10 protein-coding genes are annotated in these 11683 nt (G+C 67.5%); 2 read left to right on the top strand and 8 right to left on the bottom strand.

Annotation, left to right across the window (positions count from 1 at the left end; translation table 11 throughout):
• Window positions 1-33 precede the first annotated feature (33 nt).
• The 3 genes from ABFG95_RS16535 to fdnG are packed head-to-tail and all read right to left on the bottom strand — an operon-like array spanning window position 34 to window position 4652.
• Entirely contained in the window at window positions 34-681 is a 648-nt protein-coding gene (locus ABFG95_RS16535; protein ID WP_049070779.1) for a formate dehydrogenase subunit gamma, read from the bottom strand.
• Window positions 674-1573, bottom strand: a complete 900-nt coding sequence (gene fdxH / locus ABFG95_RS16530; protein WP_063582523.1) for a formate dehydrogenase subunit beta — start codon at window positions 1571-1573, stop codon at window positions 674-676. Before fdxH ends, ABFG95_RS16535 begins: the two co-directional genes overlap by 8 nt.
• 10 nt (window positions 1574-1583) lie before the next feature.
• Entirely contained in the window at window positions 1584-4652 is a 3069-nt protein-coding gene (gene fdnG / locus ABFG95_RS16525) for a formate dehydrogenase-N subunit alpha (protein ID WP_139122155.1), read from the bottom strand.
• A 272-nt stretch (window positions 4653-4924) separates the two neighbouring features.
• Here fdnG and ABFG95_RS16520 point away from each other — a divergent pair, with 272 nt between their 5' ends.
• Together ABFG95_RS16520 and ABFG95_RS16515 are read left to right on the top strand one after the other, a co-directional pair.
• The gene (locus tag ABFG95_RS16520) at window positions 4925-6463 is read left to right on the top strand and encodes a DUF1254 domain-containing protein (protein WP_348994791.1); all 1539 of its coding nucleotides are present in this window, start codon (window positions 4925-4927) and stop codon (window positions 6461-6463) included.
• 77 nt (window positions 6464-6540) lie between these two features.
• Window positions 6541-7038, top strand: a complete 498-nt coding sequence (locus ABFG95_RS16515) for an acyl-CoA thioesterase (RefSeq protein WP_054420021.1) — start codon at window positions 6541-6543, stop codon at window positions 7036-7038.
• Window positions 7039-7394: 356 nt separating this feature from the next.
• On the opposite strand, the gene ABFG95_RS16510 is transcribed toward ABFG95_RS16515, so the two are convergent.
• The 5 genes from ABFG95_RS16510 to ABFG95_RS16490 form a co-directional block, all read right to left on the bottom strand.
• Window positions 7395-8408, bottom strand: a complete 1014-nt coding sequence (locus tag ABFG95_RS16510) for a sterol desaturase family protein (RefSeq protein WP_063582522.1) — start codon at window positions 8406-8408, stop codon at window positions 7395-7397.
• A gap of 2 nt (window positions 8409-8410) precedes the next feature.
• Window positions 8411-9205 carry a polysaccharide deacetylase family protein gene (locus tag ABFG95_RS16505; RefSeq protein ID WP_059269041.1) on the bottom strand — a complete coding sequence of 265 codons (795 nt, stop codon included), beginning with the start codon at window positions 9203-9205 and terminating at the stop codon, window positions 8411-8413.
• Window positions 9189-10133 carry a beta-propeller fold lactonase family protein gene (locus tag ABFG95_RS16500; RefSeq protein WP_049070767.1) on the bottom strand — a complete coding sequence of 315 codons (945 nt, stop codon included), beginning with the start codon at window positions 10131-10133 and terminating at the stop codon, window positions 9189-9191. The genes ABFG95_RS16505 and ABFG95_RS16500 overlap by 17 nt, the downstream gene beginning before the upstream one ends.
• 339 nt (window positions 10134-10472) lie before the next feature.
• On the bottom strand, window positions 10473-10688 hold the full coding sequence (locus ABFG95_RS16495; protein ID WP_006227327.1) for a molybdopterin-binding protein: 216 nt from the start codon (window positions 10686-10688) through the stop codon (window positions 10473-10475).
• A 92-nt stretch (window positions 10689-10780) separates the two neighbouring features.
• Window positions 10781-11599, bottom strand: a complete 819-nt coding sequence (locus ABFG95_RS16490) for an ATP-binding cassette domain-containing protein (RefSeq protein WP_232734961.1) — start codon at window positions 11597-11599, stop codon at window positions 10781-10783.
• Window positions 11600-11683: the final 84 nt, after the last annotated feature.

Below are 11683 nucleotides of genomic sequence, written 5' to 3'. Positions count from 1 at the left end.
ACCGCCAGGTGGCGCCCGCCGCGCGGGGCCCGCTTACTTCGTCGTGGACTGCTTGCCGATTTGTTCCCGGAACCAGGCGCGGTGGTGCTTCCATGCCCAGCCCGCGGTCACGTAGCCGCGCAGCATCGCCGTGAGCGAGCCCTTGACCCAGATCGCCGCATAAATATGCACAATGATCGCGCAAATCAGCACCAATGCACAAACGGCATGCAGCACCGAGGCGGCGCGCACCACCCAGATCGGGAAATAGAAGGCGAAGAACTCGCGCCAGATCACGATGCCGCTGACGAACAGCCCCAGCATGCACAGGATCAGCACATAGAACAGCAGCTTCTGGCCGGCGTTGTACTTGCCGACTTCCGGCAGCTTGTCCTCGCGGTTCTCGACCACGTCGTTGAGCTGGCTGAGCCACTGGCGGTCGGCCTTGGTCATCAGGTTGTGGCGCCACATGTGGCCGGCGAACACCACGAAGCAGAAGAACATCACCAGCCCGATGAACGGATGCAGGATGCGGGTCCAGGGACCGCCGCCGAACAGGTTGGTGAGCCAGAACATCGAGGGATGGAACAGCGCCAGCCCGGACAGCGCCAACAGGATGAACGTGAGGGCGATGATCCAGTGGTTGGTGCGCTCGCCGGGGGAATAGCGCTTGATCCGGCGGTGATGGCGGTCGTCACTCATGGCGGATCTCCTCTTCGGCGCGACGTTCGTCTTCCTCGTCGACCTCGTTGCGGCCGACGCGGGCGTAGTGGAAGAAGCCAGCCAGCGCCGTCAGCGCCATGGCGGCCACGCCCAGCGGCTTGGCGATGCCCTTCCACAGCGAGACCATCGGGCTGATCTGCGGGTCCTTCGGCAGCCCGTGGTACAGCCCGGGCTGGTCGGCATGATGCAGCACGTACATCACGTGGGTGCCGCCCACGCCCTGCGGGTCATACAGGCCGGCCTGCTCGAAACCGCGCGATTTCAGGTCCTCGATGCGTTCGGCCGCGTGCTGCTTCATGTCGTCCTTGGTGCCGAACACGATGGCGCCGGTGGGGCAGGACTTGACGCAGGCCGGCTCCTGGCCGACGGCCACGCGGTCGGAACACAGGGTGCACTTGTACGCCTTGTGGTCCTTCTTGCTGATGCGCGGCACGTTGAACGGGCAGCCGGTGATGCAGTAGCCGCAACCGATGCAGTTCTCTTCGTGGAAGTCGACGATGCCGTTGTTGTACTGGATGATGGCGCCCGGCGACGGACAGGCCTTCAGGCAGCCCGGATCTTCGCAGTGCATGCAGCCGTCCTTGCGGATCAGCCACTCCAGGTCGCCCTGCGGGTTCTCGTATTCCGAGAAGCGCATGACGGTCCAGGAATGCTCGGTCAGGTCGGCCGGGTTGTCGTAGACGCCGACGTTGGTGCCGATCTCGTCGCGCAGATCGTTCCACTCCATGCACGCGCTCTGGCAGGCCTTGCAGCCGATGCACTTGGAGACGTCGATCAGCTTGGCCACGGACCCGGTGATGGGTTCGCGCACGCCCGGCGGCGGCGTGGTGGTGGCCGAGCGCCGTTTGATGTCGAGGGATTGCATAGACATGAGCGCTCTCCTAGATCTTCTCGACCTGCACCAGGAACGACTTGAATTCCGGTGTCTGCGAATTGCCGTCGCCCACGAACGGGGTCAGGGTGTTGGTCAGGAAGCCCGGTTTGGCAATGCCGACAAAGCCCCAGTGGATCGGGATGCCGACGTGGTAGACCGTCTTGCCCTCGATGGTCAGCGGGCGCAGGCGCTTGGTGACCAGCGCCACCGCCTTGATGTAGCCGCGGTTGGACGACACCTTCACGCGCGAACCGTTGGCGATGCCCAGTTCCTTGGCCATGACCTCGCTGATCTCGACGAACTGCTCGGGTTGCAGGATCGCGTTGATGCGGACGTTCTTGGTCCAGTAGTGGAAGTGCTCGGTGAGGCGGTAGGTGGTGGCCACGTAGGGGAACTTGTCCACCGTGCCCATCGCCGCCAGGTCGTCCTTGAACACGCGCGCCGCCGGGTTGCTGGTGACGCCCTTGGCCTTCGGATACAGCGGGTTGTAGCCCAGCGGCGTCTCGAACGGCTCGTAGTGTTCCGGGAACGGCCCTTCGGCCATGCCGGCGCGCGCGAAGAAGCGCGCCACGCCCTCGGGGTTCATGATGAACGGGCCCATGCCGCCGTCGGGGTTTTCATCGCCCTTGAAGTCGGGGATGTCGGCGCCGACCCAGGCCTTGCCGTTCCACGAGATCAGGCTGCGGCGCGGGTTGAACGGCTTGCCCGCGACGTCGCAGGAGGCGCGGTTGTACAGGATGCGGCGGTTGGCCGGCCAGGCCCAGGCCCAGTTCAGCGTCTGGCCGATGCCGGTCGGGTCGCTGTTGTCGCGGCGCGCCATCAGGTTGCCGCCGGGCCCCCAGGCGCCGGCGAAGATCCAGCAGCCGCTGGCGGTGGAACCGTCGTCGCGCAGCTCGGCAAAGCCGGCCAGTTGTTCGCCGCCCTTGCGCGTGACCTTGGTCGGGTCCTTGGGGTCGACCAGGTCCACCAGCGCCTTGCCCGAGTATTCCTTGGCCAGCTCTTCCGCGGTCGGGCTCTGCGGGTTGGAATACGGCCAGGACAGGTTGACGATGGGGTCGGGGTACTTGCCGCCCTCTTCCTGGTACATCTTGCGCAGGCGCGTGAAGATCAGCGACATGATCTCGATGTCGCTCTTGGCCTCGCCCGGCGGCTCGGCGCCCTTCCAGTGCCATTGCAGCCAGCGCCCGGAGTTCACCAGCGCGCCGTCTTCCTCGGCGAAACAGGTGGTGGGCAGGCGGAACACTTCGGTCTGGATCTGCTTGGGATCGACGTCGTTGGCCTCGCCGGCATTGCGCCAGAATTCCGAGGTCTCGGTGACCAGCGGGTCCATGATGACCAGGAACTTGAGCTTGGCGAAACCGGCGTTCAGCTTGGCCTTGTTGGGCGCGGCCGCCAGCGGGTTGAAGCCCTGCGCCAGGTAGCCGTTCATCTTGCCCTGGTTCATCAGCTCGTAGACCTGCAGCATGTCGTAGAGCTTGTCGAGCTTGGGCAGGTAGTCGAACGCCCAGTTGTTCTCGGCGGTCGCGGCCTTGCCCCACCAGGCCTTCATCAGGCTCACGTGGAACTTGCCGTAGTTCTGCCAGTAGCTGAGCTGGTTCGGCCGCAGCGGCTTGAGCGCGCGCGCGGCGATGTACTTGCCGTAGTCCTGCTCGGGCTCGTTGGGCAGCGTCATGTAGCCGGGCAGCAGGTTCGACATCAGGCCCAGGTCGGTCAGGCCCTGGATGTTCGAGTGCCCGCGCAGCGCGTTCATGCCGCCGCCGGCGATGCCGATGTTGCCCAGCAGCAGCTGCACCATGGCGCCGGTGCGGATGATCTGCGAACCGATCGAGTGCTGCGTCCAGCCCAGCGCGTACAGGATGGTGGCGGCCCGGTCGGTGGTGGCGGTGGACGCCAGCATCTCGCAGACCTTCAGGAACTTGTCGCGCGGCGTGCCGCAGACGCGTTCGACCATCTCTTCGGTATAGCGCGAGTAGTGCTTCTTGAGCAGTTGGTAGACCGAACGCGGATGCGCCAGCGTCGGATCGGTCTTGACGTAGCCGTCGTCGCCGCGCTCGTAGTCCCAACTGGCCTTGTCGTAGGTCCGCTTCTCGGCGTTGTAGCCGGAGTACAGGCCCGCGTCGAACGCGAAGTCCTCGCGCACGATGTAGGAAAAGTCGGTGTAGTTGCGCACGTACTCGTGCTGGATCTTGTCGTGATCCAACAGGTACTTGATGACGCCACCCAGGAAGATGATGTCGGTGCCGGTGCGTATGGGCGCGTAGAAGTCCGCCACGGATGCCGAGCGCGTGAAGCGCGGATCCACGACGATCAGCTTCGCCTTGTTATGGGCTTTCGCTTCCGTGACCCATTTGAACCCGCAGGGGTGGGCCTCGGCGGCATTGCCGCCCATGATCAGTACTACGTCCGCGTTCTTGATGTCGACCCAATGGTTCGTCATCGCTCCACGGCCAAACGTCGGGGCAAGACCTGCCACCGTCGGGCCATGTCAGACACGGGCTTGGTTGTCGAACGCCAGCATCCCCATGCTACGCACGGTCTTGTGCGTGATATAGCCGACCTCGTTGCTGCTTGCCGAGGCGGCCAGCATGCCGGTGGTCAGCCAGCGGTTGACCGTCTTGCCGTCTTCGGTCTTTTCGACGAAGTTGGCGTCACGGTCGGCCTTCATGAGCTTGGTGATGCGCGTGAGCGCGTCGTCCCAGGAGATCCGTTCCCACTTGTCCGAACCGGGCGCCCGGTATTCCGGGTACTTCAGGCGGTTGGGGCTGTGGATGAAGTCGATCAGGGCCGCGCCCTTGGGACAGAGCGTGCCGCGGTTGACGGGGTGGTCGGGGTCGCCCTCGATGTGCATGATGCTGGCGCGGGCATTCTTGGCGCCATCGCCCAGGCCATACATCAGCAGACCACAGGCGACCGAACAGTAGGGACAGGTGTTGCGCGTTTCCGTCATGCGCGCAAGCTTGTACTGGCGCACCTCGGCCATGGCCGTGCCAGGGGCTACCCCCAGCAATGCCAGGCTCGAGCCAGCCAGCGTGGTACCGGTCACCTTGAAGAACTGGCGGCGGTTCATGTTGACCATGAAGCACTCCTCTCCGGGTGAATAGGAGGAAAGCGCGGGCCGGTCCGGGGGAAAAGCCCTACGAATTCCAAGGATATGCAAGCAAGTATAGGCGCAGCGCGAGCGAGTTGCCATGCCTTGCGTCCCCTGAACACAAAATCGGGCAATGAGAACGATTTACCGCCAGGATCGGGCTTTTTCGCGGATTTTGGATGATCGCGAGACTGCTACCATTGCTCGCGGCGGGTTCCGGCCCGCTTTTACGCCCTTCTTGCCTGCCCGTTGGAGCGCCGATGCGCCGTTTTGCCCCCCTGGTCCTGTCCCTGTCGCTGGCCGCGCACGGCCTGTCGCCCGCGCCAGCCGTCGCCGCGCCGGCGCCGACCCCGGCGGCGGCGGCCACCGAATCCGCCCGCGAGGCGGCAATGGAAGGCTATCTGTATTTCTACCCGCTGCTCACCCTGGACCTGACCCGGCGCCAGTTCACGCATCCGTCGCAGGGCGGCCTGGGCGCGCCCGCCAACACCTTCCTGCACACCCGCGCCCTGCCCCGGCCGGGCGCGGCCACGCCCTGGGGCAACCCTGACATGCTGCGCAGCACCGCCTGGATCGACCTGAGCGCCGGGCCGGTGGTGCTGTCGGTGCCGGACAGTCAGGGACGCCCGTATACCCTGACGCTGCTGGATCTGTGGAACGAGGCCTTCGCCACGGTTGGCAAGCGCAGCACGGGCACCGCCCGCGGCAATACCGCGATCGTGCCGCCGGGCTGGTCCGGCACCCTGCCTTCGGGCATGCCGCGCATCGACGCGCCCACGGCGTATGTCTGGGCCCGCTCACTGGTCCAGACCGACGGCCCGGCTGACTATCCGGCGGTCCACGCGCTGCAGGATGGCTTCACTCTGACGCCCCTGGCGCAGTGGAACCTGCCGCCGCAGTCGCAGCGCATCAAGGCCGATCCGTCGCTGGACCTGAAGACGCCGGTGCGCGAGCAGGTCGAATCGATGCCGACCGACGCCTTCTTCACCTATGCCGCCGAGCTGCTGCGCCGCAATCCGGCGCATGCCACCGACCAGCCCGTGCTGGCCAAGCTGCGCCGGGTCGGGCTGATCCCCGGCCGGCCGTTCGACTTCGACAAGCTCGACCACCCGGTCAAGCAGGGCCTGCGGCGCGGCCTGCGCGAAGCGCGCGAACGCATGCTGGCGGCCGCCGGCGTCAGCCTGGCCAGCGTCAACGGCTGGCAGCGCGAGACGGCCAGCGCCGGCGTCTACGGCAACGCCTACCTGCGGCGCGCGCTGTCGGCCCAGGCCCAGCCGGGCGCGGGGCTGCCCGAGGACCTGTCGGCGCTGCTGCTGGCCGCCGACAGCCAGGGCCGGCCGCTGGATGGCGCCCATCGCTATACGCTGCACTTCGACAGCGGCCAGTTGCCGCCAGCCGGCGCGCGGTGGTCGCTGGCCGCCTACGACGCGCAAGGCCTGCCGGTGGCCAATCCCATCGACCGCTACGCGCTGGGCGAACGCGATCCGCTGCAGTACAACGCCGACGGCTCGCTCGACCTGCTGATCAGCCACGCCGCCCCCGAGCCCGGCGCGCAGGCCAACTGGCTGCCGGTGGCGGCCAGCGGCCCGGTATACGTGCTGCTGCGGGTCTATGCCCCGGGTCCGGCCCTGCTGGACGGGCTGTGGACGCCACCGCCGGCCGTGCGCGACGAACCGGAGGCCGAACCGGAATCCGCGCCCGAGGCGGAACCCCGGGCGGGGGCCGCGCCGGCGCCCGTCGCAACGCCCGCCACGACGCCGCCCGGCGCTCCCGTCCCCGGCCCCGCGAAGAAACCCTGACAAACCCGCCGCCGACGGCGCCATGACAGGGTTTCGCCACTACCATAGGCGTTTTGTCGCCGAGTAGAACGCCCGCCATGGACGAAGCCTTTAGCCACCAACTGTCGATGACCATCCTGATGACGCCCGATATGGCGAACTTCTCAGGCAATGTGCACGGCGGAACCATCCTCAAGTACCTGGACCAGGTCGCCTACGCCTGTGCCAGCCGCTACGCCGGCCAGTACGTGGTGACCCTGTCGGTCGACCAGGTCGTATTCCGCGAGCCGATTCACGTTGGCGAGCTGGTGACCTTCCTGGCGGCGGTGAACTACACCGGCCGTACCTCGATGGAAATCGGCATCAAGGTGGTCACCGAGGACATCCGCAAGAAGCTGGTGCGCCACACCAACAGCTGTTACTTCACGATGGTGGCGGTGGACGACAACGGCGCCCCCACCGCGGTGCCGCCGCTGGCGCCGCGCAACCTCGAGGAAAAGCAGCGCTTCGAGGCCGCCCGCCTGCGCCGCGAACTGCGCCAGGAAATGGAACGGCGCCACGACGAGATCAAGCGCGAAACCACCCATGAGGGGTGAACGCCCCCACGCCGCGCGCGCTTCGCACGCTAGCTGCCCCCCGAGGGGGCTGCCCGCCCTTGGGGCGGCCCGGCGGGCGGAAGGAACGGACCCCCACGCCGCGCGCGCTTCGCGCGCTAGCTGCCCCCCGAGGGGGCTGCCCGCCCTTGGGGCGGCCCGGCGGGCGGAAGGAACGGACCCCCACGCCGCGCGCGCTTCGCACGCTAGCTGCCCCCCAAGGGGGCTGCCCGCCCTTGGGGCGGCCCGGCGGGCGGGCGGCTATTCTTGCGATGAGCGGCGTCCAGGTCGCAGGTGAGCGGACATGAAAACCGGGCCTTGAGGCCCGGTTTTTTTGGGCGACGGCGCAACGCGGCGCGTCACGCGCCTTCGGCCGCGCCCGGCGGGCGCGACGGCGGCGCCGTCACGGCCGGTTCACGGTCGCGGCCGACCATGCGCTTGAGGCCCAGCCACTGTTGCGACCAGAAGCCCTGGCCGTAGTCGCGGCCGCCCAGTTCCGGCTGCTGGTCATGGATGCCGGTGGGGCCGTAGCCGACGCCGAAGCGCGCCGAGCGGAACAACACGTCCCAGATCGGGAACAGCGCGGCAAAGTTATAGCCGCCGGCCGGCCCCGGCGTCGACGCGTCATAGGCGATGGAATGGTGATGGCGGTGGAAACGCGGGCTGACCAGCAGGCGTTCGCCAATGGCGCCGAAGTGCATGCGCAGGTTGGCGTGCGAGAAGCTCTGCGCCAGCTGGGTGATGGCCACGATCGCCACGAACTGCGCGGGCGGCACGCCCACCAGCTGCGACACGAACACCACCACGACGTCGCGCAGCATGTCGTCCAGCAGGTGGTTGCGGTCATCGCTCCACATGGTCATCTGGCGCTGGCTGTGGTGCACCGCGTGCAGCGCCCAGAGCCAGGCGAAACGGTGCTGGGCGCGGTGGTACAGGTAGTCCACCAGGTCGAACAGCAGCAGGTAGATGATCAGGCTGACCCAGGCCTGGTCGGTCACGCCGGGCCAGTACTGGTCGAGCTGGAACGGCGCGAAGCCCCAGATGTGCAGCTGCCCGAAGATGCTGTCCCAGAACGGGTCGATGGTGAAGAACAACGCCAGGCGGAACACGCCCAGGCGATGGATCAGCGTGTAGAGCACGTCGATGCCGATCTGGCGGCGGTCGGTGACCGGCTCGACCGGGCGCAGGCGCTGCAGCGGGCCGAACACCAGCAGCAGCACGGCCACCTGCAGCAGGCCGACCAGCAGCCACATGGTGGCGTCGTAGCCGTCCTCGATGAAATTGCTCAGGCCCAGGTGGAACAGCGCCGGCTGCACCAGGGTTTCGAACAGCCATTGCTGGCAGTTCCCGAACCATTGACTAAGCGTATCCATGATCAGTGATGCGTGGCGATCCAGTCGCGGTAAGCCGGATGCGTATCCAAGGTAGCAAAACAATAGCCCTTGCGCTGCAGGCCTTCAATCAGCGGCTCCAGCACGGCGGGCGCCCAGGGGTCCTGGCGCGACCAGATGCCCAGGTGCGCCAGCAGGATGTCGCCGGGCTTGATGGTGCGCAGCGCCTGGTCCAGCAGCTTGGCATTGGGGTACTTGTCGCTGGGCAGTTCGTCGCCCAGGAAACCGGCCGGCGCCCAGCCCACGTGCTCGAAGCCGCAGGCCTTGGCGGCGCGCAGCAGGGCCGGCGAGGTCTTGCCGCCCGGCGCGCGGTACAGCGGCAGCATCTGCTTGCCGGTCATCTGCGTGAAGCGGGTGGCGGAGCGCTTGATCTCGGCGCAGTACTGCTCGGCGGTCCAGGTCTCGCGCTTACCCGTGTCGGGGCCGGCGCTGGGCTTGACGCGGAACTTGCCGTCCGGCAGGTCGCCCTGCCAGTAGACGTGGTCGTAGGTGTGCGAGCCGAACACGTGGCCCTCGGCCGCGCGCGCCTTCCACCACGGCGCCCACTGGTCGTCCAGGCTGCTGCCGTCGGTCAGCGTGCGCTCGTTGGCCAGGAAGAACGTGACCTTGACGTGGTGGCGCGCCAGCACGTCGGCGATCAGCGGCGCCACGCCCATGTGGCCGGTGTCGAAGGTCAGGTAGACCGGCTTGTCACAGGACGCGGGGGCCGCCGTGGCGGCCTGCGCCGCCAGCGCCAGGCAGACGGCGGCGGCCAGTTGCCGTTTAGCGGGTCGCCGCATGGTTCAGCGTCCAGACGCCGTGCGGCGACTTGCCGACGTTGACCTGCTTGACGACCTTCTTCTGCTCCAGGTCCACCACGGTGAGCTTGCGGGCCCAGCGCGACGTGACCAGCAGGGTCTTGCCGTCGGCCAGCACGTCCATGCAATCGGGACCGCCCGGCACCGGGAAGGTGTCGACCACGGCCAGCGTCTGCAGGTCGATGCGGCTGATGGAGTTGGCGGTGCGGTTGCTGACGAACAGGTGGCGCTGGTCGCCCTGGGCGCGGAAGGCGTGCGCGCCGGCGGCGGTCTTGATGCGCGAGATCAGCTTGGCCGGGCCCTTGCTGACGTCATAGGCCTCGACGTAGGAATCGCCGGTCAGCGCCACCAGCAGCGTCTTCTGGTCGGGCGTGAGGAACACGTCGGCCGGGGTCTTGCCAACCGAGACGGTCCATTTGGGCGTCTGCGTGGCCAGGTCGATGGCGATGAGCTGGTCGCTGTCCTGCAGCGTGACGTACGCCGTGGTGCTCTTGGCGTCGATCATGATGTGGCTGGGCGTCTTGCCGGCCGGGATGCGCTTGACCAGCGTCAGGTCAAAGCCCTTTTCCAGCGGCTTCCAGGCGTAGATGTCGATGTGGTCCAGGCGATTGGCGGCCGTGACGAACCACTTCATGTCCGGCGAGAACTGCAACTGGTAGGGATCGACGATGCCGGTCAGGGTGCGCTGCACCTCGCCGGTCTTGGGATCCATCAGCGTGATCGAGTCGCCGGTGGCGTTGGCGACCATCAGCGACTTCTTGTCAGGCGTGAGATACAGGTGGTGCGGTTCCTTGCCCGTGGGGACGCGCCGCAGTTCCGTGTACGTGGCGGGATCGACGATGCTGACGTTGGCGTCCAGGGAGTTCAGGACGAAGATCGGGGCCGACGCCGCGGCGGCGCTGAGCGCCATCCCTGCGCCGAAAATGGCGCAGCGGACAAAATGCAAGGGATTCAATTTCCAGGTCCGACAAAAGGGGATCGGGCGCCGATCCCAGTGCTCGCCATTTTGGCATAGCCAACTGTCAAAAAACCGTAAACCCCGGCCGACCGGGCCGCGCGGCAGGCAGGTTGCGGCACCGCTACAACGCTCGCGCCGCCACACCTGCAACAATCGTAAAAAAACATTTGGCGCCAATGGGTTGCGGCGTGATGTTATTCCAGGTTCCGAACGACACACCGGGCCCTTGGCGTGGCCGGCGACATGTACCGAAACCGGCGCCGGAAAGGCGCCGATTCCGGCAGCGCATGCCTACAGCTTGGCGACCGAGACTTCCGTGGCCTTGACGAAGGCCAGCACCTCGGTGCCGACCTGCAGGTCGAGTTCCTTGACCGAACGGGTCGTGATGACGGACGTGACGATGCCGGCGGGCGTGTCCACGTCGACCTCCGAGACCACCGGGCCCAGGATGATTTCCTTGATCTTGCCGCGGAACTGGTTGCGGGCGTTGATGGATTGAATGCTCATGGTCCTGCTCCTGAAAAAATGGAAGGATTTCCGTTGGGTCCCGCTCGCGCCCGGGCGGCGCTTGCCAGGAAAACCGCCCCCGCGGCCGCGGACTAAACCGCGAGCCGCAGGTGCCGTATCTGTATGACCGGCGCAAGGGGCCTGTCCCCCGCCGCCGGCGCCTCCTGCTTCATCACCACCCGCAGCACCCGCGCCTCCAGCGCCGCGAAGGCGGCCGAGCCCCGCGAACGCGGCCGCGCCAGCTCGACGCGCTCGTCCAGCACCACGCGGCCCTCGTCGATCACCAGGATGCGGTCGGCCAGCGCCACCGCCTCGCCCACGTCGTGCGTCACCAGCACCGCGGTGAAGCCGTCGCGACGCCAGATGTCCTCGATCAGTTGCTGCATGCCGATGCGGGTCAGCGCGTCCAGCGCGCCCAGCGGCTCATCCAGCAGCAGCAGGCCCGGCCGGTGCACCAGCGCGCGGGCCAGCGCCACGCGCTGGCGCTGGCCGCCGGACAGTTGCGCCGGCCAGTCGCCGCCGCGGTCGCCCAGGCCCACCTGCCGCAGCACTTCGGCCGCCTGGGCCCGTGCCTGGCCGGGCAGGCCCAGCGCCACGTTCTGCGCCACGCTTTTCCAAGGCAGCAGGCGCGCGTCCTGGAACATCATCCGCACCCGGCTGTCGGCCGACCATTGCGGAAAGTTGTCGAACAGCACCGGCGAGCGCGACGGCACGCCGCCCTGCGCCGCGCTGGGCGTCTCCAGCCCGGCCAGCAGGCGCAGCAGGGTGCTCTTGCCGCAGCCGCTCTGTCCCACCACCGCCACGAACTCGCCCGGCGCGATATCCAGGTCCAGCCCCTTGAGCACCAGGCGCTCGCCATAGCGCTTGGACAGCTGCCGCAGGGTCACGCGCAGCGCGGCCCGGGCCGGCATCACCTCGTCGGCGGCCGGTTCGCGATCGGCGCGCCCGGGCACGTCCAGGTGCTGCAACAGCTCGAACTCGTTGGGGTTGACGAA

The sequence above is a fragment of the Achromobacter sp. HNDS-1 genome (assembly GCF_040084795.1).
Taxonomy (GTDB): Bacteria; Pseudomonadota; Gammaproteobacteria; order Burkholderiales; family Burkholderiaceae_B; genus Achromobacter; species Achromobacter ruhlandii.
Note: the sequence above shows the minus strand (reverse complement) of the source record. Positions and strands in the feature narration are given on the sequence as shown.